Origin of the sequence: Sinomicrobium sp. (genome assembly GCA_029266035.1) — a bacterium.
Taxonomy (GTDB): Bacteria; Bacteroidota; Bacteroidia; order Flavobacteriales; family Flavobacteriaceae; genus Sinomicrobium.
Window position 1 is genome coordinate 42,480 of record JAJUFH010000017.1, and the last position, 23,013, is coordinate 65,492.

Sequence of the window (23,013 nt, forward strand, 5' to 3'; positions counted from 1 at the left end):
GGGATACCACAAGTGATAAGGTCTTTCTGTTTAAGTATGATGCAGACAACAAAGAAGTTGTTGTAAATGAATATGCCCCTTTGCCCGAACCGTTGTCCTATACGGCTGCCGTTTATGTTGACGGATATATTTATGTTGCGGGGGGAAAAAACGATAAAGGGAGTACAAACGCTTTTTACCGTATAAATATCCACAGCAACAGTGGTGCCTGGGAAAAACTGCCAAACTTTCCCGGCCCGCCGAGAGCTGTCCATGCCATGGCTGTTCAGGAAACTTCTACCGCCAAAAAAATATTCGTCATCGGAGGGAGAAATGAAATGACCGGGAAAAAGTCCGTGGCCCTGTCCGGCTATCTTTCTTATGATTTGAAAACAGGAGACTGGAAAGAAGAAGGAAAAATTTTGATACACGGAGAGGAGAAGGTGGTCATGGGGGCTTCGGTAGCGGCAAAGGGCTCCATGCATATCCTGGTTTACGGAGGTTCTGATGAAAAACTGTTCGATAAAATAGAACGTTTGTCATTAGAAGAGCGCCGCCAAAAGAATGATTCCCTTAAGGCCGGGCTTATCCAGAAGAGAAAAGATATCTTAAACCATCATCCGGGCTTTCAAAAGGAAGTACTGGCCTATAACACCATTACCCATAAATGGTTTGTGTACGATACATTGGAGGGACACATTCCGGTAACGGCATTATCCTTTAAAAGAGGAGATGATTTTTTAATTGTTTCCGGCGAAGTGTCACCCGGGATCAGGACTCCGGAAGTTCTCCAATTCAGTACCGGAGAAAGAAAAGGTAAATTTGGATGGTTAAACTATGCCGTTCTCTTTTTATATTTAATGCTGTCCCTGGCTATCGGGATCTACTTTTCCAGAAAACAAAAATCCACGGAAGATTATTTTGTAGGAGGCGGGAGAATACCGTGGTGGGCCTCGGGGCTAAGTGTTTTCGGGACCTTATTGAGTGCCATCACCTTTATGGCTATTCCTGCCAAGGCATTTATTACGGATTGGTCATACTTCTTTTTGAATATAGCGGCCATAGCCATTACGCCCTTGATCGCGTTCTTATTTATTCCGTACTTCAACCGGTTAAAGATCAGGACGGCCTACGAATTCCTGGAAGACAGGTTCAATTACTTGGCCAGGGCCCTGGGCAGCCTGTCATTTATTCTATTCCAGCTAGGAAGAATAGGCATAGTATTGCTACTCCCTTCTTTGGCCATTTCCATTGTAACCGGGATTTCCGTGGAAACCAGTATTCTTATTATGGGGATCATCTGTATCGCCTACACCACTTTTGGAGGGATAGAGGCCGTAATATGGACGGATGTATTGCAGGTCATTGTACTTTTGGGCGGTAGCGTTTTGGCGGTTGTCTGGATATTGCTTCATACCGAAACCCCTTTCGGGGAAATGATCAGCTATGCCTCCGAGCAAGGTAAGTTTAATATTGCAGATCTGGATTTTGATTTTACGGAATCCACTTTTTGGGTGGTATTTATAGGAGGCCTGGCTTCGGCCATGGTGACACAGGGTACGGACCAGACCATAGTTCAACGCTATTTGACCAGCAGAAGTGTAAAGGATTCGCAAAAAACATTGTACACCAATGCCGTGCTTACCCTACCGGCAACGATCATTTTCTTCGGGATCGGTACCCTGTTGTTTATTTTTTATACCGAAATGCCCAACAGCTTATCCCCGGAAATTTCAAATAACGATTCTATTTTTCCGTGGTATATAGTCAACGAGTTACCTGTCGGGGTTTCCGGGCTTTTGATCGCAGGTATATTTTCTGCCGCCATGTCCAGTATAAGCAGCAGTTTAAATTCGGTTTCAACGGCCTTTTGTAACGATTTCTATAAACATTACAATCCGAAAACAGGCGATTTAAAATTGTTGAAAACAGCCCGGTGGATCACTGTACTGACAGGACTGGTAGGGGTCATACTTGCCTTATGGATGGCCAACTCCGGCATAAAATCGCTTTGGGACCAGTTCTACAGGTTTTTAGGATTGTTCACCGGTGGATTGGGAGGCATGTTCTTATTGGGCATGCTCACAAAAACGGCAAATTCCAGGGGAACGTTGACAGGCCTGGTGCTCAGTGGAATCTTAATATGGTTTGTAAGCGTATATACGGCAATAAATTTTTTAATGTATGCATTGCTCGGGCTTGTATCGTGTTTTGTATTTGGGTATATGTTCAGTATGGTTTTAAAAGAAAAGAACAATGAAAAAATATAGTGGTGTATTTATATTCATATTCGCCGGAGTGGTGAATTTATATGCCCAACTCTCATTGCCGGATATATTTACGGATAATATGGTATTGCAACAAGGTAAACCCGTCCGTTTCTGGGGTAAGGGAGTTCCTGGAAATAAAGTAAGGGTTAGCTTCTTGTCAGAAGTAAAAGAAACTACAGTGGCTTCGGATTCAACATGGACTGTGGCCTTGAAATCTCAAAAGGCCGGTAAAACTCCCCGGAGGGTGGTATTTCGGTCGGGGAATGAACAAATAAGTCTTAAAAATGTAGTGATCGGTGATGTATGGCTGTGTTTGGGGCAATCCAATATGGAGTGGCCTATGGTGAGGGAGCAACATTTTAAAGAGGAAATTAATAATGCCGGTCTGCCGTTATTACGTTTTTATAATCCCGGGTTTGCCGGCAAAAATGTGTATGGAACCATATACAATGATTCCCTCTTGAAACGTTTGACTCCTGAAAAATTTTATCAGCAGGTGAAATGGTCCGTGAGCGACAGCTCATCGGTAAAGCAGATGAGTGCTGTTGGCTATTATTTTGGCAAAAGAATAATGGAGCACGAAGGTATTCCGGTAGGACTTGTCAACTTAGCCATCGGGGGATGTCCGATCGAAACATTTATAAACAGGGATGTGTTACGAAAAAACAGGCGATTTTCAGCGAAAGTAAAAGGAAACTGGCTGAACAATAAGGAATTACCTTTATGGATACGGGAACGGGGAAATCAGAATGTCGGGGAGGTTAAGGCCATCTACGGGGATGAAACAGGACCCAACCATGCGTATAAACCGGGTTTTGCATATGAATCCGGGATCGCCCCGATAGTCAATATGCCGATCAGGGGGATCATCTGGTATCAGGGAGAAAGCAATGCACAGGAACCGGAAAGCGTAAGAGAATATGCAGTATTACAGGAATTAATGGTAAAAGATTATCGCAAAAGGTGGAAACAACCCGAAATGCCTTTTTACTGGGTGCAATTGTCCTCGATAGACACGATGCAGTATAAGTCGCACCTGTGGCCCCGATTCAGAAATGAACAGCGGAAATTACTGGATAAGATACCGTATTCCGGTATGGCGGTAAGTTCTGACCTGGGAGCCAGGCACGATGTACATCCCAGGAACAAAAAAGATGTAGGGTACAGACTGGCACGATGGGCCCTGCGGGACATTTACGGTATAAAAGTGGTGCCCTCCGGGCCATTGCCCGAAAAAGCAGCTTATAAAAACAACAGGGTGGTCATCTCCTTCAAATATACAGCAGGAGGACTGGACATCTCCGGGGGCACAATTTTAAAGGGATTTTCTATCGATGGAAAAACCAGGGCAGATGCATATATTAAAGATGATAAGGTGATTATTCGCGTCACGGGAAAACCGTATAATATTTACTATGGATGGAGCCCTTTTAGTAAAGGAAACCTGATAAATTCTGAAAAACTCCCGACGAGTAGCTTTAAAATAGCCGTAAAATAAAAATTAGTCAAACTGTACTATTCACTGATCAGTTCTTCAATCTGTTTCACGAATTTCTCTGATGCGTAGTTAGCAAAACCTTCATGGTGAAACCTGACCTTCCCACTTTTATCAAGCACAACAGTCGTAGGCAATGCTCCGGTGAATATTTCACTCGGAATATTGCCTTTTGTTCTGTAAAAGGGAACGGAATACTTTTCTGTTTTCAGATACTCGTACGCAGCAGAAAGATCATTATCTTCGTTAATAGTCAAAAAGAAAACATCAGGATTGTTTCTGAACTTTGAATAAAGCGCTTCTATGGATGGAAATTCGGCCCTGCAGGGCGGGCACCACGATGCCCAAAAATTAATGAATACCACTTTCCCCCTCAGCGATGATGTATTTTGGACATTGTCTTTGTTATCAAGAAAATCGAAACGAACATTGGACAGGTCTGAAGTATTGGGGCCTTTCCCGTCTATGTTGGCATTAAATAATCCTGTATACATTAATTTCCGGAGCATCAATGATTTTGCATCGGGGTTAACAAGCAATACCACAATGACAATTCCCATTAGCGTAGAAAAGCCATTCTTCCTGATGAATTGCCAGAATTTATTTGCTGACGGGTTCTCCTTTGAAATCTTGTTGTTTATCATATTTTAAATGTTTATGAATCACTTTTCGACTAATTCTTTCAGGGCTTTTACTATTTCCGGATCTGTATAATTCCTGCCACCCTCAATACGGTTGATCATTTGACCTCTTTTGTCGAGAATAATTGTAGTGGGAATAGCTCCTCCCAAAAAATCAGGTGGAATATTGCTTGCAGGAACATATACTGGCAGGACATAATTGTTCTTTTGCATAAAGGCGGAAGATTTTTCCATTTTATTATCTACGTCTACCATCAGGAACACGATATCGTCATTCCCTTTAAAAGATTGTTTCAATTTGTTAATGGATGGCATTTCGTGAATACAGGGAGGACACCACGTTGCCCAAAAGTTGATGAATACACAACCTTGCCTTTTAATGAGCTTAACGATACGGTTTTTCCGTCTTCGTCTTTAAAGGAAATATCAGAAGTTTCCGCTGGAGTTTCTACCTGTCCAACATCCGCTGTCATATTCTCGTTCTCGACCTTGTTCTCTTTGCTCTTATTCGTATTTCCACAAGCTGCCAGCGAAATGGCTGCCATGATGAAAATCCCTGAACGAACTACCGAGTTTTTAAATTGCATTTTCATACTGAATGATTTTTACTGTTGTCTAATTCTGTCAATTCTTATTCTTGTATCGGTCGATGGCAGATTGAAGAAAACTGTAATAGCTTTTCGGGTCATAGTCTGCTCCAATAGGCTTTACCAGCATTTCTTCATTGGATGGATCTAACAGCACATAATAAGGCTGCGAATTAGCGTTGTACCTGCTTGCTTGGAAATCACTCCATTTGTTGCCTATGGTACGGACATTTTTCCCACTGAATGTTGATACGTACTGTTCCTCCGTAGGTAAAGCAGTCTTATCGTCTACATATAGCTGTATGATAACAAGCTCTTCATTCAATAACCTATACACGCCCTTATCGGGCCATACTGAAGCCTCCATTTTACGGCAATTCACGCAGGCGTGTCCGGTAAAATCAAGCATAACCGGTTTGCCTGCTTTTTTTGCATATTCCATTCCTTCCTCATAATCGAAAAAGACATCCAGGTTGAGTGGAGCATGGAATATTTCCGAATACTTACGTGTCTTGCCAATCTCTCCGTTAACCACTGTCCGTGTTCCTCCGAACGAAGAAGTATATAGGTCGAAGTCCTGCGTGGCCTGTGGCGGTAAAAATGCCGAAATGGACTTTAAAGGTGCTCCCCACAATCCCGGAACCATATACAGGGTAAATGATAGTACAGCCATTGACAGTACCATTCTTGGCAGGCTTATATTTGCCATCGGACTATCGCCGGGAAAACGCAGTTTGCCCAATAAATAGAAGCCCAAATACCCGAAAATGATAATCCACAGCGCTAAAAAGACTTCCCTGTCAAACCAATTCCAATGATAGGCAAGGTCGACGTTGCTTAAAAATTTCAAAGCGAGGGCCAACTCCAAAAATCCGAGTGTGATCTTAACGCTGTTCAGCCAGCCACCTGAAGACGGCAGGCTTTTTAAAAGGCTTGGGAACATTGCAAACAGTGTAAAGGGAATTGCCAAAGCCAATGCAAACCCCAACATCCCGATGGCGGGGCCTAAAAGCTCGCCCATGGTAGCCGCCTGTACAAGCAACGTCCCTATAATAGGGCCAGTACAGGAGAACGAAACCACCGCCAATGTTGCTGCCATAAAGAAAAGCCCCAATAAACCGCCACGGTCTGCATTACGGTCTAATTTATTGGCAAGTGAGGCAGGAAGCGAAAGCTCAAATGCTCCAAAAAAAGAAAAGGCGAATACGACCAAAAGAACGAAGAAAGCGAAATTGAATATGCCGTTGGTGGAAAGGCTGTTGAGTGCATCCGCACCGAAAATAACGGTAATCAAAATCCCCAGCAATACATATATGACTATAATTGACAAGCCATAAAGTATTGCCTGTATTACTGCTTTGCCTTTGGTGTGCCCGCTTTTGGTAAAGAAACTTACGGTTAAGGGCAGCATCGGGAAAATGCAGGGCATCAAAAGCGCTGCAAAACCGCCAATGAAACCCGCTATAAAAATTGCCCATAACGAACCATTATCCGTAGTGGCTCCATTCTTTTGCAATGTAGCCGCGTTTCCCGCTGTTAGCGAAGTTTCCGGCTCTGCGGATGCTGCGACACTGTCCTGCTGAAGGGGCTGCTGCTCCGTTAATTCCGTAAACTCTACATCATCATACGGTATGAGGCTGTCTGTCTGTGCACTGGCAGTAACAGCCATCCATCCGCTGATGAATAGTATCGTTATTATTTTCGTTATTAATCTCATATTATGTTCATTTTACGAGAATGCTGAATGCCACTTCCTCGGGTGGCAAGCATTGCTTGTCGTTACAAACCATATAGATAAGCGTACCTTTTACCGTAGGTGAATTGTCCGATAATTTTATCTTTTGCTGGAAGACCACCGATTTTTTGTAGTAGCCGACTTCCATATCAAAAGTCGGGTCGTGTTTGACGATAGGATTGGGTGCGTGTGTTTTCCCATTTAATTGGTATCCATCCGATGGATGGAATGAAAACCCCGTCGGCACCGGACCATTTTCGGGAACCGTTTGTGAATAGATATGCCAGCCATCTTCAATTGTCGCCTTTAAAAATAAAACGGCTTCTTTGGCATTGATTTTCTTTGAGGCATAAGACCATTTTACCGGCTTGAGTATTTGTCCGAATGATGCAGCACTTACAAATAAGAATGCTACAAAAAATAGTGTCCTTTTCATTGTATTAACTTTTGATTTGTTCATTATTATTTTTCATTTATTTTTCATTGAACAATTTCTTTATCAGGTCAACCACCTCCGGCGACATATAGTCAGCGCCACCGACCTGCCTGCCAATGATATTGTTTTGCTTATCTACTATAATGGTAGTGGGGATGGAGCCTGTAAATAGCTCACGGGGTATTTCGCTGTCGGGAACGTGTACGGGCAGGTCAAATTTTCTGTTTTTCATCCACCGTTTTGCTTTTTCGATATTCCCGTCTACATCGACCATCAGGAATACCAAATCATCGTTGTCCTTAAAAGTCTTCCGCAATTCATTGATCGAGGGCATTTCACGGATACACGGAGGACACCACGTCGCCCAAAGATTGATAAAGACGACCTTCCCCTTTAACGACCGTAACGAAATGGTTTTACCATTTTCGTCCTTGAATTTTAAATCAGGCGTTTGTTGCGCATCGGACACTAATGGTTTTTTGCCAATAGTGCCTTGATTTGCGATCACACTTCCATCAATGCCATTGCCATTGATTGATGCGTACGCCCATCCCGCAATGACCATTAGCGGGAGTAGAGCTGCTTTTTTGATGTTTGATTTTATCATACTCATTATTTGATTTCCCCTTCGTTTATTTCTTCCGACGGTTTCAGAATGATGTTGTCTTCGGGCGAAAGATTTCCGAAAACTTCTGTCAGTGTATCCATACGAATACCCTCATTTACGGCAATGCGTTTTACTTCATTATCATTTAGCGTAAGCACAAAAGTCCCTGATTTCGTATTTAAAACTGCCTTGCTTTGTACCCAATATGTGGGATTATTACGTTGTAATTTCAGCATTACCTGAGCGTAGTCGCCTCCCTGCAATTCGCCTGACGGGTTGTTCACATCAAACTCCAATGTAAGGGAACGGTCTTGCGGGTCGAGCAGACCCGAGGTGCGGGAAAGTTTGGCGTCGAATGTTTTGCCGGGCTGTGAGCTGACGGTAAAGGTAGCGGTCATGCCCTCCTGTACGGACGATGCGTGTTTTTCAGGCAGGGATAAGGTCAAGCGTAACTTGGCATCCTGTGCCATTATAAACAAAGGTGTATTGTTCCCTGTTCCTGCCAATGCGCCTACAGAAACATTCCGTGCTGTAATAGTACCGGCAAAGGGTGCAGTAATCCGGAGATACTGTCGTAACTGTGCCGCATGTGCCGTACCTGCTTTCGAAGCATTATATGCCGATTTAGCACTTTCCATCGCGCTTTTGGCCCTGTCCAGTTCAATGTCAGCGACGGCTCCTGTTGTTTTGGAGGCATCGACCAATCGATCATAGGCTTGTTTGGCATAGACGTAATCATTATATATTTTTTGCTCCGTCGATTTATCGGAAAGATATTGTTGCTCCATTTCGGGAGCTTCCAAAACTGCAAGAAGCTGCCCTTTGCGAACGTAGTCCCCACGATCCACATGCAACTGCTTTACAAAACCAGCAACCTTTGCATAGACCGCAACCTGTTCAAAAGGCTTCAGTTCCCCCGGAAGCGAAATCTTATACTCGGGATTGATGAGTTTTATTGACGCCGTGGAATAAGTAACCGGTTTCGTCACGCTTCCCTGTTTCTGTTCTTTTTCTTTTTTCTGCTGCGAACAGGACGTAAAAGTCAAGACCAATACGGAAGCCATGCCCACGAATAGGGCAAATCGTTTAATTATTGAAATATGATAATTCATTTTATTCGGGCTTAAAGATTAATGTTGCGGTTTTTGCTCAGAAAAATACTTGCTCTCCTTATCGTAAGGGTCCAGTGACGGACTAACGGTACTTGTCCTTGACATCAGGGATGAAAAGAAAGGTGGAACCAATAGCAGGATGGTCAGAGTAGAAGTAATAAGACCGCCGATAACAGCCCTGCCCAATGGGGCGACCTGTTCGGCGCCATCGCCCACTCCTATGGCCATTGGCAACATTCCGGCAAACATGGCCCCAGCGGTCATCAGTACCGGCCTGAACCGCGATGATGCTGCCAATCGTGCTGAATTGACCGGTTTCAGAGCCAGTTTTTTACGGTAGTACTCTGCCTGGTTGACCAGGAGCACAGCATTGGATACCGATACCCCAAGCGACATAATGATCCCCATATACGACTGGAGGTTGAGTGTACTTCCTGTCAGAAACAATAAAATAAGGCTTCCCGTGATCACTGCCGGTAAAACCGACAAAATGACCAGGGGTACTTTGAACGATTGATAATAGGCCGACAGCATCAGGAAGATCACGATAATAGCTACACCCAAACCTGCCAAAAGGCTCTCCAAGGTATCGTCCAGTAACTGCAAAGTGCCTTCTGTCCATATCGTGGTTCCTCGTGGTGGCTCTCCAGCATCGGCTATGGCTTTCTTTACGGCCTTGGAAGCTGTGCCCAAATCCTTTCCGTATAAATTGGCGATGACGGTTACATAGCGGTTGGGGCCCTTGAGGTTAACCTGTGCGGGGGAAGTAACCCGCCGGATGGTTGCCACGTCTTCCAGCACCGGACGCAAGCTCCCCTTTTTCAGCGGAAGCGAGCGGAGCTTTTGCTCTGAATCCATGATGTATTCCGGTATCTGTACCTGCACTTGGAATACACGTCCCGATTTCGGATCTTTCCACAGGTTTTTGTTCGTATACCGGGTAGAAGAAGTGGCCGTGACCAGGCTTCGTGAAATATCCTGCATGGTCAGCCCAAACTGCCCGGCAAGATCGCGGTCGACCTCTATTTCCAGCGTCGGGTAATCAATCGGCTCCACAATACGCACATCCCGCAAATAGGGCACTTCTTTGAGATTGGCCTCAATTTTTGATGCATGGGCAAAGGCATTGTTGAGCTGTGCTGAACCTACTTTTACCTCAATCGGTGTCATCGCACCCTGTCCCATAATTTTCTCGGTGAGCTCCATCGGCTCAAAATTGAAGCCGGCTTCGGGATGTTTTTCGGCCATCATTTTCCGGATGTCTTCTTTCAGGTCTTCTATGGAACCGGTATACACTTCCTGGTTGACGGAAACCTGCAGGACGGCTTCGTGCGGCGCACTGGTGAAAAGAAAAATATAGTTGATGGGCGAGCCTGGCGGGTGCATCCCCACAAAAGCTGAAGTCAGGGAAATGCCATGCTCCGGAAGCTGTGCTTTGATGTCTTCGGTAATGTCCCGGACAAGTTGCTCGGTTTTCTCCAACCGACTTCCCTGTGGAGCCTGAATACGCAGCTGAATGTCGCCGCTATTGGAAACCGGCATCACATCTGTACCCACGACGTTTAACAGAAGTACTGCAATTCCGCCGGCTACTATGATGTACAATAAAGCCAAAGGAGATGCCCTGCCAAGCCACTTGCGCATCCGGTAGGAGTAACCTAACCGGATCTTTTCAAAAAAGGCCCGTTTTTTCGGCGTGTCGCTTATAGTCTTGTTGCGAAGGTTGTAATATTTTATCCTTAATTTTTCAAAGAAAGCCCGTTTCTTCGGCGTATTATTTGCTTCGCCGTGCTTGTTTTTCATCATCCAGTTGGCCAGGATCGGCACAAAAGTCTGGGATGCCAGAAAAGAAAACACCATGGCAAAAGCAACCGCCATAGACAAGGGCATAAACATATCTTTGGGAATACCTGTCATGATAAAGGCCGGTGTCAGCACCGCAAGGATACAGAGCAGAATCAACAGTTTTGGAATGGAGATCTCATAGAGCGCATCGATGATGGCCAATGGTTTGCTTTTGCCCATTTCCATATGCTGGTGGATATTTTCTATGGTCACAGTGGCTTCATCGACCAGGATGCCGATGGACAGGGCAAGCCCACTGAGCGTCATAATATTAATGGTCTGCCCGAAAAGGCCCAGCATCATCACGGCAGCAAGAATAGCGATCGGGATGGTCAATACAACGATAATTGCCCCCCGGGTATCACCGAGAAACAGCAAGATCATCAATCCCGTAAAAATGGCGCCGAGCAAGCCTTCATGAATTAAGGTGGACAGGGACCTTTCAATGTATTGGGACTGGTCGAACTCGTACCGGATATCCACGTCTTCAGGCAGCTGGTTCTTCAGTTCCGGGATGGCCGCTTTTAAATTCTGAATGGCATCCAGTGTGGAGGCATCTGCCTTTTTTATGATGGGCAGGTAGACCGACCGTTTGCCATTGACCAGTGCATAAGCCACGGTTTTGTCGGCCGCATCTTCCACGCGGGCGACGTCCTTGACATATATCGTGCGGTCTTCGGTCGTTTTCACGGGCGTATTTAAAAACTCTTCCGGGTTTTTAGCGATGGAATTGAGTGGGGCCATCAGGTTTTCATCCTCAATGAGGATATTTCCAGCAGGTGACGGCAGGCTGTTTTTTGTTATTGCTATGGTTACTTCCTCCGGACTTAGCCCGTTGGCCTGCAAGGCTTTCGGATCTAAGTTGACGACAATGGAACGGATATTTCCGCCAAAGGGCGCCGGCGAAGTGATGCCCGGGATTTCCGTGAACATCGGTCTTATCCTGGTAATGGCAAGTGTCTGCAATTCGTTGACGGACCGCTGGTCACTTTCGAACACCAATTGCCCGACAGGAAGTGAACTGCCATCGAACCGTACTACCATAGGGGGAACGGCTCCTTCGGGAAGGAATCCCATCGCCCGTGAAACCGATGTCGAAACTTCTCCGGCGACCTGTGCCATATCGGTTCCGGGGTAAAAGGTCAGTTTCATCAAGGTCAGGCCTTGTACACTTTTGAAGTCGATGTTTTTTACCCCGCCGACAAACAAAAGGATCTTTTGAAATTCATTGGCCATGAACGCATCCATATCCGACGGGGAAAGTCCCCCGTAAGGCATGGCGATGTATACCGCAGGTAATTCCACTTCGGGAAAGATGTCTACGTTTATTTTTTTTATGGTGGTATAGGAAAAGAAAGCAATGGCCAGTACGGCTACCATAATGCCGATGGGCCTTCTCAACGCAAATCTGATCAGGTTCATACTTAGGGATTAAAGGTTGTTAAACAAAAAATTGAAATCGGCGGTCAGTTCCGCCTCGTAAACCAGTAGTATCCAATAATCCCGTGAAGCCTCGATATGGTTATTCTCGGCCTGTTCCAGCAACGTACGTATCTGCAGCAATTCACTAAGAGCAATTAGACCGCTTTTGTAGCGGGCCAGGTACATTTCGTAAGCCTTCTGAGACTGTTTTACGGCAAGTTTCGTTTTTTGAAGCTGTTCATACTGCCGGAAGATTTTTGCCTGCGATGCAGACAGGTCTGCCTGCATCGCCTGTTCATATTGTGTTTGGAGCAACTTTGTACTTTCTGCCTCTTTAAAAAGGCCTTCTCCTTTCAGGCGGTTGGTGTGCAGGCTGGTGATATTCCAAGTAATGCCGATCCCGACAAGTACATTGCTCGTAGTGTTGTCAAAACCATCTTCCCATTTACCCGATACGGTTCCATTGGAATTAATTCCTGTTCCACGGTAGGCATACCCTCCCAACAGGTGCAAAGATGGTAGTGAAGCTCTTTTTTGTGCTTCACCTCTTAGCGTATAATACCGGGATTTCCCGTTTAATACATCCAATACAGGATGTGAAGGATCTATGGTGTTTTGTACGTTAAAGTAATTTTTTGCCGGATTGATAAAACGGTTGGCAGATGCGGTATAATAGACAGTATCGCTGACATACAACTCCAACAGTTTAATGAACGAGGCATTTTTAAGACCGTGCCATTTTTCCCGTTCCCCCAGGGCCCGGACATACGAAGAAGAAGCAAGAAGGCTGTCTGCAGCAGGTCTCAGGCCCGACGCTGACAAGCCTGACGTTATCTTGCGGATATCGTCCAGGCGCTCGGCATTTTTCTCCGTCCATTGTAGTTTGGCATCATTATACAGTAAAGTAATGTACCGTTCTGATAATGTTTTTTTCAGGTTGAGCAGATAAGCATCCTTTTCGCTTATCGCCTTGTGATATCCGGCCTTGGCGGCTTCGTTTTCCTTACTGAGTTTTCCAAAAGAAAAAAGGTTCCATTCCACAGTGGCCGAGCCAAAACTGTTGGCCGTCATAGCACTACCGTTTAAAGCGTTTGTAGCACCGCTCACATTAAAAAAACCGGCTTGCGGGAAAAATGCTCCTGCACTTCCCTCATATGTACCATAAGTATGCTGTGCCTGTGCTCTCACCTGTGGGAGCATCTCGCTTTTTACTGCCCGTTCATTAAATTTAGCCGCATCAATTACCGACATTTTTGCATCAACCCCCGGATAATTTTTTTCAACTGCTGGCCACAAGCTGCCCAGAGTATTCTCTTTTTGCTGCTGTGCACTCATAGGAAACACAGTAGCAATGGCACACCACATCATTGTGGTTGCCATAGCCTGTTTGATCATAAGACTATACAATTTTGATAGGTCGTAGTACCGACCAAAGATTATTATAAGATAAAAACAATGAAATTGCCGTCCATTGATATCTCAATCAATAGGAAAGAAGATTAAAGTGTGTGTGGTAAGATAAGTTTTCGATATTCCAGGAAGATAGGAACAGATCCAGAAATTTTTCCGCTACTGTTATAAAGAGGATGCCTGGTTTCCTTACTTTCAGAACGAAAACCCACAAGAAAACAGAGAAAAACACAACAAATAAATGTCGCCAACGGGTTTTGCGAAAGGTCGAAACCAGCCTTCTGTACGACTATTGTTTCCGACAGCTGATTGTAATGACAGGTTTCCGAATTTGAGGAAACAAATAGCTTTGCCTTATGTTTTGCAGGTCTATGCGATTGTTCCGTTGAATGTTTAAAGCCTAAAAGATTCTTTACACTGGCTTTAACCGTACATGACGATAGCATCAGGCATAAGATCGCAATGGCACTTATAAATGTCCGCCAAAAATCGGGTTTCAGGTATGTACTATTGCATCTCCTCATCGATGCAATGTTACATATTTTATAAAGTCGAAACAAACTCTTATATTAACTTTAACAATTGGGGCACTTTAGTAGATAAAAATATCTCGCCGCCGGATACTTGTCCTTCATCATCTTGCTCACTAAGTGAGATTTGAAATGCTCCGACGAGAAAAAACTTAGGATTTCAAAGTGGCCAGTAAGCTGATTTCTGCACGGTAATTAAATCAAAGAGACTCTTTCGGCTTGTTAATTGACCCCAGCCATACAGAATAATTGGTTCCAACACGCAAAATGTCGAACATATTTATTGCTCTTTATTTGGCGACAAAAGGAATAATCCCAAATATTAGCTATTATTAATAATTACCAACAATAGCCATTACACTGATGGATTGATTATCAGATTAATGTACCCTAAATGTTACGGCAGTGTAACCTAAATGTAACCCTAATAAAGTTTAAATAGATTTTGTTTTCGATAAATTTAGCGTAAAGTAAAAATTATCCTGATAAAGTTTGAGTGTGAAGTTTTTTATTTTCTATTGAGATTTATCAATCTAATTCAATAAAAAGCAAAATTACACATTTTAAACAAAGTATTATGTTTTTTTGGTATGTATTCTTTTCTAAACATTATTTATCCACCTAAATAATTAACTTTAAATGAATCGAAAATGAAAACAAAATGGATTATTATCTTTACTGTTGTTCAATTGTCTGGATGTGATAACACAGGTCATGAAATTATCGAACAACCACCAAGTGAAAATTTTTATTTAACAACATCGGCAAATTTTCAATTGATCTGGCAAGATGATTTTAACGGCACTGCATTAGACTCAACCAAATGGAGCCGGATTACGGAAGGAAGCCCGGATTGGAAAAACTATATGACCACAGACGATCAGGTCTACGATATTTCAAACGGATACCTTCATTTGAAGGGAATAGTTAACCCAGACACACAAACTGATCCAAGACCTTATCTAACAGGAGGAGTTTGGACACGTGGTAAATTTAATTTTACTTATGGTAAGGTAGAAGTGCGTGCTAAAATGGATTCAGCTCAGGGATGCTGGCCCGCAATCTGGTTGCTTGGCAGTACAAATGAGTATGGAGGTTGGCCTGATTATGGGGAAATCGATGTTATGGAACATCTTAATTTTGATAACTTTATCTATTCAACCATCCACAGTAATACAAAAAGCTCCCCAAGTAGCCAAACAGCAAGTGTAAGTCCTAATGAATTTAATATCTACGGAGTAGAATGGTATCCTGATAGAATAGTATTTACTATCAATGGAGCTACAACATTTACATATTATAAGGAAGTAGGTGCTGATTGGCGCCAATGGCCATTCGATCGGGACTTTCATCTTATATTGTCCCAACAGCTTGGAGGAAGCTGGGTTGGTAACGTTAATCCCAATCAATTACCAGTTGATTACGTCATCGATTATGTGAAGTACTACGAATACATTCCTTCTCCTACGCCACCATCAGGATCGAATCAATATCTGAAAATACAAATGAATGGAAATACAGTAAATACTTGGAGTCATTTGACAGAAGTAACTTTAATACACAACGATACTGAATATGTACTCCCGACGGGTCATAATGGACCTTCAGTACTAGGAGATGGTATAGGTGTGAATGGAGCCAGCACCGGTTATTATGGATTAGATTCCAATGGATTATTGGTTATTAATCTGGGGCAGGGCTACGAATTTGAAGCGGTAAAATTAGGCGTATATAACGGCGATAGTCGTACTTATCAGGATGTAGAAGTATCGGTATCAGCAGATGGAACAACATATGGCCTCACGGACATTAATGACATACAAAGCTTTAATACATTCACTTTGCCATAATATATATCACTGGAGTTTTTTCTTTTTTGAGAATCACCTCGGTGTTTGAACTGTATTGTCGTACCAAAAAGCAAGAGATCCCCTGTATTTTAGTTCTTATTCTAAAAACCTGTCAGGTTGCCTGCCAGTGGAGTTATCCTGTCATACGTCTATCCATGTCGGAAAAGACTTCTTCTTACACGGTTGCTACCTGTATTGAACCTTAAAAAAGGAGTTCTTATTATTCTGATATTCCTTTCTCCACTGTTTACCCGGTTTAGAATAACACGAATATAAACAATCTGTTAGCAAGCCGAATATGGCCGTATATGACCAATGGCGACTATCAGATTAATGTGAGGCTTCGCGGCGTCTAAATTCATTCTGAATCTTTTTTAAACATGCTCTTATTTTTATTGAGTACAAATGATTATATTTGATATATAGAAAGCCAAAAAGACCGATATAGGTGCCCTAATCGGTGTCCTATTTGAAAAAATGAAATATAAATTACTGATTTTAAATGTGGTACGGAATTAATTCAAATTCTGCCACCCCGACAAAAGCCACTGATTATCAGTGGCTTTTTCTTTTTTCGGACACATTTCGGACAAATTATATCTGAATATTGATTATTCAATAACCTAAGCAAAGTTAAGTTAAGCTAGAAGAATAACCCTTCTTAAAGAATGATTGGAGCATAATGCTTGTTTCTATAGAGCGTGAAAAGTTCATCTTATTCTTATAAAAAATCAAGAGGGCTAGGAGTCTTTTGCTTGTCTATGTCAGTGATATGAGTGTAGATCATAGTCGTTTTTATATTTTCATGACCCAATAACTCTTTTACAATTCGGATATCGATACCTGATTGGATTAAATGTGTGGCATAAGAATGTCGCAATGTATGTACAGAGCCTTCCGACTGAACATTTGCTTTGATCAATGCTTTTTTCAGAATCAACTGTACACTTCGTTCGCTATACTTGCCACCCTTCTCACCTTCGAAGAGGTACTCCTTTGGCTTGAATGCTTGATAATAATGTCTCAAAGTCGCCAGCAATTTGTCTGGTAATGATACAATCCGATCTTTATTACCTTTGCTTTGATGGATTCTGATAATTCCATCGGAAGATTTTATGTCTTTGATTTTGAGATTCAACAGTTCGCTAAGACGTAGTCCAACTATAGATTGTCATCAGAATAGCCTTGTGTTTTAGATTTTGAGTGTTATCGAGAATATTTCTTACTTCTTCTTTTGAAAAGAATTTAGGTAATTTAGAAAATGAGCGTTTCGGGTATAAGTAATCCAGTTGGATTTTTTTGTCCAATATCAGTTCGTACATCTTCTTGATTGCGCCCACTAATCCTTTTTGATAGGAAACACTAATTTTCCCATTTTGAACTTTTTCGTTTATAAACGCCTCAATATCTGACAGTGGAATTTCTTCAAGGGAGGGATATTTGCTAACATGTTTAAGAAATATACTAGCGTAATCCTTGTACGATCTAATGGTATTGCCAGCATATCTCTGCATCAGCAATCTCTTTTCGAAGGTTTCAAGTATGATTTCGCTATTCATATCAGGGAAATAGTATTTTATAATATTTTGTTTCGCTATTTGTGCGGTTTTATTTTTTAAATACAAATATATCAATATCTTATGTAGAAAGAAAAGTCAAATAACGAAACACGTATATAGGGTTGGTTAAGCGAAATTTTCCGTATATTCGTTTCGTTAAAACAGATGTTGAGAGGAAATCCCTCCGGGCTTCCCTCTCAACGGATCAGGCGCTTGCCGGAGTACAGCCCTTCGGGACTGTCCTCTAACACGCGCTTGGAGCAATGCTCCAGCACGTGCGCCAAGCGCCTGATCCGTTATGTGCAATGCCACCAAGAACACCGCAGAAAGACAACCATAAACCAGTTTGACGATTATTCAATTCCCTGAACAATTTTGTTCCTGTGCTGATGCCCCCATTTTTCCATTGCGGTTAAAACTTCCCCCAAAGTTTCACTATAAGAAGTCAATTCATACTGAACCGTAACAGGTTTGGTATCGCAGACTGTTCTACTCACTAATCCATTCATTTCCAATTCCTGTAATTCTTTCGATAAAATGCGTGGAGAAATCCCTGCTTCTCTTGACAACTCATTAAAACCCTTTTTCCCGCTTCGCAAAACCGAAATCAATACCAACTTCCACTTACCGCCTACTATATCAAGTGTGTCACGTATCGCCAATTTCGCCTTTGCACAACTTTCAACCGTATGTTTTTTCATATACTATCCTTTTTGTAAGTACTATCCTTTTTGTAACAGATAACAAAGATATAGTATTTATTTGGAACTTTGCATCATAATTCAAAAACAAAAAATAAATGAAAATTTTAAGATTAGTTACCAGTTTTAGAGGGAATGATTCTCAAAGTTTCCAATTGGGCAATACGGTGGTAGAAATGATAAAGGCTCAATACGAAAATGCAGATATCATTACCAGGAATCTTGCAAAAAATGAAATACCGCATTTCAACGATGTGCATTTTACCTCATTCATTACACCTGTTGAAAATCTTTCTGATGAATTAAAGAGTGCGGTTTCTCATTCAGACAAAGCCGTTAAAGAATTAATTGCCTCGGATATAATTGTCATAGACGTACCCATGTACAACTTTTCTATTCCGTCTTCGCTCAAAGCGTGGATAGACCATATAGTGCGTGCCGGTGTTACATTTAGATATACAGAAAATGGCGTGGAAGGTTTAGTGCAAAATAAAAAGGTATATCTGGCAATTGCTTCGGGAGGCATCTACTCAGAAGGTCCAATGAAAGAATATGACCTTACTGAAAAATACATTAAGAATATTCTTGGTTTTATTGGCATTACTGACGTAACTGCATTTAGGGTGGAGGGAGTTGCGATTCCTGGCATTAAAGAGTCTGCAATGTCTAAAGCCGTTCAGATAGTAGAAAATACATTTTCATTATAACATTAAAAAAATAAAAATTATGTCAAAAAAAGCAATCAAAATTACAGGATGGGCAATGACCATTGTTTTAGCACTTGTATTTACAATGAGTGCCTTTCTGAAACTCACACAAAACGAAATGGCTTTGGCACAGGCTTCTTCGTTCGGAATTGATGCAACAACGTATCAATTCATTGGAATTATTGAAATTATCTCACTGATACTTTTCCTTATTCCAAGATCAGGAATTTTGGGAACACTATTATTAGTTGCCTATTTGGGCGGTGCTATTGTTACTCATTTACAACATCAAGAATCGATAGCAATGGCGGTTACCATTCAAATCCTGCTTTGGGTTACGGCATTTATCCGTTTCCCCGAACTGAAGCAAAGGATTTTTTCAACTAAAAAAGTACAACAATGATGATACGCAGAAACATTTCAAAGATAACCCAAAACCATTGGCATAATGGTTTTTTGGGAACAGGACATAGTGCAATGGCGGTATTGGACGGTGTACCTTACAAAGACAGCGACCCTTTTATTTTGTTTATGGACGACAGCCTGAATCTTCCTGGTGGAGAACCCGTAGGCGGAGCACATCCACACGCAGGGTTTGAAACCTTGACCTTGGTTTTGGAGGGCAATGAAAAAGATTGGAAAACGGGAAGTTTTGAACTGATGACCGCAGGAAAAGGTATTATCCATACCGAAGAAATCACTTCCGAACAAAAACTTCGTATTCTGCAAGTGTGGTTAGTACTACCGCCCGAAAAGCGATATACACAGCCTTTCTTACAAAAAATACTCTTGGAAAACGTACCAAAGATTAAAACCGATAAATATGAAATCCGTGTGTATAGCGGAAGTAGTAACGGATTGACTTCACCACTAAAGAATCATACGCCATTCACTATGGTAGATTACAGACTAGAGAATAACGCTATGGTTATACAAGAAATTCCATCGCACTACAATGGTTTGGTGTATGTATTAAAAGGCAGTGTAAAAGCAGGCGAAAAAGTCATCAAAGCGGAACAAGCAGGATGGCTTGACAAGACAGCCGAAAACGGCACCAGCGAAATTCAATTTAACGCCTTGGAAAACGACACTCATTTTGTGTTATATGCAGGACAACCACATAATGTTCCTGTAGTTCATCACGGACCTTTTGTCGCTGACTCAATGGAAGACATCGTACAGATGTATAGAAATTTTCGTCAGGGAAAATTTCCGCATTTGAACGATTTGCCTGACGAACAAAAAATCACTTCCTTTTCAGAAACGAGTAAATCTATTGTCAATTAAAAACAGAAATAAAATGAATTTCAAACAATATGACGATGGCGAAGAAGGGAGATTCTTTATCATCTTAGACAACGGAATGGAAGGAGGGTGGATTCAATACAAATGGTTGGACAACGGAAATATTCTTGCTGACGGCACACGGGTATATGAAGAATTTAAAGACCAAAAATTGGGCATTCCGCTTTTCAACAGATTGGTGGAGTTTGCGGAAGAAAGGAAAACAAAAATTCATCCGCTATGTCCGTTTGTGGTCAAAACATTTGCCCGACATCCCGAACTAAAACATCTTTTAGCGGACGATTATTTGCAAGACCAAACAAAAACGACAAACTCAAAGGTTCTACCCGATTAAAAGCACAGCACATAACAAGCAGTTTGGCAAAAGAGCGGAGTAACGGCTACGTTGAACGTCTATACATTTTATACCGCCAATGCTGTGAGTATTGGCTTTTTTTACTTAATTTAGCCAACGGCTCACATCATTGGCTACGTTCGTGTAAAACCGAACCTTTCGGCTTTGATTTTCCGCTCCTTCGCCAAGCTGCCGAAACGTTACAGGCAATGTTAACGAACCGCCCTAACACTATTTGCCAAATGACAAATTTCCGATAGACAACAATTTCTAACTTTGCTAAATGAAAGAATTTATCGAATATGTGTTGCAATACGGCAATTTAAACAAGCAACAAATTGACCTCATTACCAGCAAAGCGACAGAAATTGAACTTTGCAAAGACGATTTTTATTGGGAAGCTGGAAAAACAGTTAGAAAAATCGGATTTCTTACGGACGGTGTTCTTCGTGTTTATTATTACAACAACAAAGGCGAAGAAATTACACGCTACTTTATTGACGAAAACCATTTGATTTTATCGGGTAACACGGTTGACGAAGTTTATACACCTTCCGAATATCTATCAGCAATTACCGACTGCAAAATGGTTGTTTTCTCGAAGCAAGATTGGAAAGAAATTGGCGAAACCATTATCGGTTGGGACGCTATTATTCAAAAAATAATTACCAAGCATCACAGCGAAAAAATTTCGAGAAGAAGTGAATTGATTTCCCAAGATGCTAAAGAACGTTATCTTGATTTTATGGAGAAATTCCCAACATTGGTAAATCGTGTACCGTTATCATTTATTGCTTCATATTTGGGAATTACCCAATCTTCATTAAGCAGAATTAGAAAAAACATTCACTAAAATCACTTTTTGCCATTTGACAAATGGTTTCATTTTTTATTAAGCAACCTTTGTAGTGTCAAACTTTAAACAAGAAAAAAATGAAATCAAGAAAATTAGGAAACAGCGGATTAGAAGTGTCTGCATTGGGTTTTGGAGCAATGGGTTTGAGCTTTCCAAACGCACCAACAAAAGAAGAAAGTATAAAATTAATTCGTTCGGCAGTTGAACACGGTATTACGTTTTTTGACACAGCACAAGGCTATGGCGAAAATGAATTGTTGGTAGGCGAAGCGTTGGAACCATTCAAAAACGAAGTGGTAATTGCTACGAAATTCGGTTTCAAAGACGGAAATGTAAGATTAGGTTTAGATAGTCGTCCCGAAAACATTATTGCCACTGCGGAAGCATCTTTGAAGCGATTAAGAACCGATGCAATTGATTTGTTTTACCAACATCGTTTTGACCCAAGTGTACCAATCGAAGATGTTGCAGGAACAGTAAAAGATTTAATTGAGCAAGGAAAAGTTAAACATTTTGGTTTGTCCGAAGCACCTGCCGAAATTATTCGTAAGGCTCACGCTGTTTTGCCAATAACGGCTTTGCAAAGCGAGTATTCCATGTTTTACCGTGAACCTGAAAACGACATCATTCCAACATTGGAAGAATTGGGAATTGGTTTTGTTTCATTCAGTCCGTTAGGCAAAGGGTTTTTGACAGGAACAATCAACGGAAGCATTGAACTTGACAAAGACGACATAAGAAATTATTCGCCACGTTTTAGCAAAGAAAACAGAGAAGCTAACCAAGCGTTAGTTGATTTAGTTGTTTCCATTGCGACAGACAAAAACGCAACACCTGCACAAATCGCACTAGGTTGGTTGTTGGCTCAAAAACCATTCATCGTTCCAATTCCAGGAACTTCAAAGTTGCACCGTTTGCAAGAAAACATTGGTGCAGACAAAATTGCTTTGACAACTGATGAGTTGGACAAAATAAATTTGGCATTGGCAACAATCAAAATCGTTGGTGAACGCTATCCAGCACAAATACAAGAAGCAACAGCCCGGAAATAAACACTGCCTGTAACAAGGGTTTTGCAAAATGGCGGAGTAACAGCTAAGTTGAAAGTTTGTGCTTCGTAATCCGCAAAAGCCAATTTTATTGGCTTTTGCTACGTGTCGTCTAAATCGAAACTTCCGTCTTCGATTTTCCGCCACTCCGGCAAGCGCCTGATCCGTTGGCAACAAGCTAAAAAAGCTCAACTAAAATGAATCCTAATGAAAAAAATAAAATCCATTATATAGAACGGCTCAATAAAGTTTTTGATTATATAGACGAAAACATTGATGCCCGATTAAACCTTGACGACTTGGCCAAGATATCCCATTTCTCAAAATTTCATTTTTCAAGAATATTTAGTGCCTTGGTAGGCGAAACACCTTTTGAATTTATTCAAAGAATCAGATTAGAACGTGCTAATTATCTATTGCGATTAAAGCCAAAAGCTAAGGTTACCGAAATTGCATTCGAATGCGGTTTTAACGATTTGGCTGTTTTTTCACGCCAGTTTAGTTTACACTACAACATCTCACACACCGCATTTAAAAAAACAAAACATACAACAGAGCAAAATTCATCAAACTTCATCTTTCA

Annotated in this window: 22 protein-coding genes; 10 read left to right on the forward strand and 12 right to left on the reverse strand. The window is 41.8% G+C overall.

All coding sequences use genetic code 11. The features are described 5' to 3' along the window. The first annotated feature begins 80 nt into the window (after positions 1 to 80). Positions 81 to 2,249, forward strand: a complete 2,169-nt coding sequence (locus tag ACYZZR_RS09155; RefSeq protein WP_461533703.1) for a sodium:solute symporter family transporter — start codon at positions 81 to 83, stop codon at positions 2,247 to 2,249. Further along, on the forward strand, positions 2,236 to 3,747 hold the full coding sequence (locus tag ACYZZR_RS09160) for a sialate O-acetylesterase (protein WP_461533704.1): 1,512 nt from the start codon (positions 2,236 to 2,238) through the stop codon (positions 3,745 to 3,747). The genes ACYZZR_RS09155 and ACYZZR_RS09160 overlap by 14 nt, the downstream gene beginning before the upstream one ends. A gap of 17 nt (positions 3,748 to 3,764) precedes the next feature. On the opposite strand, the gene ACYZZR_RS09165 is transcribed toward ACYZZR_RS09160, so the two are convergent. The 9 genes from ACYZZR_RS09165 to ACYZZR_RS09205 form a co-directional block, all read right to left on the reverse strand. Continuing rightward, a complete protein-coding gene (locus tag ACYZZR_RS09165) occupies positions 3,765 to 4,388 on the reverse strand; it encodes a TlpA family protein disulfide reductase (protein WP_461533705.1) in 624 nt (207 codons plus the stop codon). An 18-nt stretch (positions 4,389 to 4,406) separates the two neighbouring features. Continuing rightward, entirely contained in the window at positions 4,407 to 4,778 is a 372-nt protein-coding gene (locus tag ACYZZR_RS09170) for a TlpA family protein disulfide reductase (RefSeq protein ID WP_461533723.1), read from the reverse strand. Next, entirely contained in the window at positions 4,679 to 4,978 is a 300-nt protein-coding gene (locus ACYZZR_RS09175; protein ID WP_461533706.1) for a hypothetical protein, read from the reverse strand. The genes ACYZZR_RS09170 and ACYZZR_RS09175 overlap by 100 nt, the downstream gene beginning before the upstream one ends. A 31-nt stretch (positions 4,979 to 5,009) precedes the next feature. Continuing rightward, complete coding sequence (locus ACYZZR_RS09180) at positions 5,010 to 6,689, reverse strand: protein-disulfide reductase DsbD family protein (RefSeq protein WP_461533707.1); 1,680 nt, start codon at positions 6,687 to 6,689, stop codon at positions 5,010 to 5,012. 7 nt (positions 6,690 to 6,696) lie between these two features. Continuing rightward, on the reverse strand, positions 6,697 to 7,143 hold the full coding sequence (locus ACYZZR_RS09185; protein WP_461533708.1) for a protein-disulfide reductase DsbD N-terminal domain-containing protein: 447 nt from the start codon (positions 7,141 to 7,143) through the stop codon (positions 6,697 to 6,699). 37 nt (positions 7,144 to 7,180) lie between these two features. Next, positions 7,181 to 7,750 (reverse strand): TlpA family protein disulfide reductase, encoded by a 570-nt coding sequence (locus tag ACYZZR_RS09190; protein ID WP_461533709.1) that lies wholly within the window; start codon positions 7,748 to 7,750, stop codon positions 7,181 to 7,183. A gap of 5 nt (positions 7,751 to 7,755) precedes the next feature. Further along, on the reverse strand, positions 7,756 to 8,739 hold the full coding sequence (locus tag ACYZZR_RS09195) for an efflux RND transporter periplasmic adaptor subunit (protein ID WP_461533710.1): 984 nt from the start codon (positions 8,737 to 8,739) through the stop codon (positions 7,756 to 7,758). A gap of 141 nt (positions 8,740 to 8,880) precedes the next feature. After that, entirely contained in the window at positions 8,881 to 12,129 is a 3,249-nt protein-coding gene (locus tag ACYZZR_RS09200; protein WP_461533711.1) for an efflux RND transporter permease subunit, read from the reverse strand. A gap of 9 nt (positions 12,130 to 12,138) precedes the next feature. Further along, on the reverse strand, positions 12,139 to 13,524 hold the full coding sequence (locus tag ACYZZR_RS09205; protein ID WP_461533712.1) for a TolC family protein: 1,386 nt from the start codon (positions 13,522 to 13,524) through the stop codon (positions 12,139 to 12,141). Positions 13,525 to 14,719: 1,195 nt separating this feature from the next. Between ACYZZR_RS09205 and ACYZZR_RS09210 the strand changes: the two genes are divergently transcribed. Continuing rightward, the gene (locus ACYZZR_RS09210; RefSeq protein ID WP_461533713.1) at positions 14,720 to 15,919 is read left to right on the forward strand and encodes a glycoside hydrolase family 16 protein; all 1,200 of its coding nucleotides are present in this window, start codon (positions 14,720 to 14,722) and stop codon (positions 15,917 to 15,919) included. 721 nt (positions 15,920 to 16,640) lie between these two features. Here the strand turns inward: ACYZZR_RS09210 and ACYZZR_RS09215 are convergent. The 3 genes from ACYZZR_RS09215 to ACYZZR_RS09225 form a co-directional block, all read right to left on the reverse strand. Then, positions 16,641 to 17,057, reverse strand: a complete 417-nt coding sequence (locus tag ACYZZR_RS09215) for a tyrosine-type recombinase/integrase (RefSeq protein WP_461533714.1) — start codon at positions 17,055 to 17,057, stop codon at positions 16,641 to 16,643. A 7-nt stretch (positions 17,058 to 17,064) separates the two neighbouring features. Next, positions 17,065 to 17,478 (reverse strand): phage integrase N-terminal SAM-like domain-containing protein, encoded by a 414-nt coding sequence (locus ACYZZR_RS09220; protein ID WP_461533715.1) that lies wholly within the window; start codon positions 17,476 to 17,478, stop codon positions 17,065 to 17,067. Between the two features lie 353 nt (positions 17,479 to 17,831). Then, positions 17,832 to 18,179, reverse strand: coding sequence for a winged helix-turn-helix transcriptional regulator (locus ACYZZR_RS09225; protein WP_461533716.1), 348 nt, complete (start codon positions 18,177 to 18,179; stop codon positions 17,832 to 17,834). A gap of 98 nt (positions 18,180 to 18,277) precedes the next feature. On the opposite strand from ACYZZR_RS09225, the gene ACYZZR_RS09230 reads away from it, so the two are divergent. The 7 genes from ACYZZR_RS09230 to ACYZZR_RS09260 form a co-directional block, all read left to right on the forward strand. After that, positions 18,278 to 18,886 carry an FMN-dependent NADH-azoreductase gene (locus tag ACYZZR_RS09230; RefSeq protein ID WP_461533717.1) on the forward strand — a complete coding sequence of 203 codons (609 nt, stop codon included), beginning with the start codon at positions 18,278 to 18,280 and terminating at the stop codon, positions 18,884 to 18,886. 19 nt (positions 18,887 to 18,905) lie between these two features. Next, on the forward strand, positions 18,906 to 19,289 hold the full coding sequence (locus ACYZZR_RS09235; protein ID WP_461533718.1) for a DoxX family protein: 384 nt from the start codon (positions 18,906 to 18,908) through the stop codon (positions 19,287 to 19,289). Continuing rightward, on the forward strand, positions 19,286 to 20,173 hold the full coding sequence (locus ACYZZR_RS09240; protein WP_461533719.1) for a pirin family protein: 888 nt from the start codon (positions 19,286 to 19,288) through the stop codon (positions 20,171 to 20,173). Before ACYZZR_RS09235 ends, ACYZZR_RS09240 begins: the two co-directional genes overlap by 4 nt. 13 nt (positions 20,174 to 20,186) lie before the next feature. Next, complete coding sequence (locus ACYZZR_RS09245; RefSeq protein WP_461533720.1) at positions 20,187 to 20,525, forward strand: GNAT family N-acetyltransferase; 339 nt, start codon at positions 20,187 to 20,189, stop codon at positions 20,523 to 20,525. Between the two features lie 283 nt (positions 20,526 to 20,808). Continuing rightward, positions 20,809 to 21,378 carry a Crp/Fnr family transcriptional regulator gene (locus ACYZZR_RS09250; protein ID WP_149348215.1) on the forward strand — a complete coding sequence of 190 codons (570 nt, stop codon included), beginning with the start codon at positions 20,809 to 20,811 and terminating at the stop codon, positions 21,376 to 21,378. Positions 21,379 to 21,458: 80 nt separating this feature from the next. Continuing rightward, on the forward strand, positions 21,459 to 22,433 hold the full coding sequence (locus tag ACYZZR_RS09255; protein WP_461533721.1) for an aldo/keto reductase: 975 nt from the start codon (positions 21,459 to 21,461) through the stop codon (positions 22,431 to 22,433). Between the two features lie 194 nt (positions 22,434 to 22,627). Next, positions 22,628 to 23,013: helix-turn-helix domain-containing protein (locus ACYZZR_RS09260; protein WP_461533722.1), on the forward strand; the 386-nt coding region annotated here is incomplete at its 3' end.

Excerpts from the sequence above, each read along its gene's own strand:
- ACYZZR_RS09225 (WP_461533716.1), bottom strand. The coding sequence starts at position 18,179 with ATGAAAAAACATACGGTTGAAAGTTGTGCAAAGGCGAAATTGGCGATA.
- ACYZZR_RS09240 (WP_461533719.1), top strand. The coding sequence starts at position 19,286 with ATGATGATACGCAGAAACATTTCAAAGATAACCCAAAACCATTGGCAT.
- ACYZZR_RS09230 (WP_461533717.1), top strand. The coding sequence starts at position 18,278 with ATGAAAATTTTAAGATTAGTTACCAGTTTTAGAGGGAATGATTCTCAA.
- ACYZZR_RS09185 (WP_461533708.1), bottom strand. The coding sequence starts at position 7,143 with ATGAAAAGGACACTATTTTTTGTAGCATTCTTATTTGTAAGTGCTGCA.
- ACYZZR_RS09190 (WP_461533709.1), bottom strand. The coding sequence starts at position 7,750 with ATGATAAAATCAAACATCAAAAAAGCAGCTCTACTCCCGCTAATGGTC.
- ACYZZR_RS09235 (WP_461533718.1), top strand. The coding sequence starts at position 18,906 with ATGTCAAAAAAAGCAATCAAAATTACAGGATGGGCAATGACCATTGTT.
- ACYZZR_RS09165 (WP_461533705.1), bottom strand. The coding sequence starts at position 4,388 with ATGATAAACAACAAGATTTCAAAGGAGAACCCGTCAGCAAATAAATTC.
- ACYZZR_RS09210 (WP_461533713.1), top strand. The coding sequence starts at position 14,720 with ATGAAAACAAAATGGATTATTATCTTTACTGTTGTTCAATTGTCTGGA.
- ACYZZR_RS09160 (WP_461533704.1), top strand. The coding sequence starts at position 2,236 with ATGAAAAAATATAGTGGTGTATTTATATTCATATTCGCCGGAGTGGTG.
- ACYZZR_RS09200 (WP_461533711.1), bottom strand. The coding sequence starts at position 12,129 with ATGAACCTGATCAGATTTGCGTTGAGAAGGCCCATCGGCATTATGGTA.
- ACYZZR_RS09180 (WP_461533707.1), bottom strand. The coding sequence starts at position 6,689 with ATGAGATTAATAACGAAAATAATAACGATACTATTCATCAGCGGATGG.
- ACYZZR_RS09255 (WP_461533721.1), top strand. The coding sequence starts at position 21,459 with ATGAAATCAAGAAAATTAGGAAACAGCGGATTAGAAGTGTCTGCATTG.
- ACYZZR_RS09205 (WP_461533712.1), bottom strand. The coding sequence starts at position 13,524 with ATGATCAAACAGGCTATGGCAACCACAATGATGTGGTGTGCCATTGCT.
- ACYZZR_RS09175 (WP_461533706.1), bottom strand. The coding sequence starts at position 4,978 with ATGAAAATGCAATTTAAAAACTCGGTAGTTCGTTCAGGGATTTTCATC.
- ACYZZR_RS09220 (WP_461533715.1), bottom strand. The coding sequence starts at position 17,478 with ATGAATAGCGAAATCATACTTGAAACCTTCGAAAAGAGATTGCTGATG.
- ACYZZR_RS09250 (WP_149348215.1), top strand. The coding sequence starts at position 20,809 with ATGAAAGAATTTATCGAATATGTGTTGCAATACGGCAATTTAAACAAG.
- ACYZZR_RS09245 (WP_461533720.1), top strand. The coding sequence starts at position 20,187 with ATGAATTTCAAACAATATGACGATGGCGAAGAAGGGAGATTCTTTATC.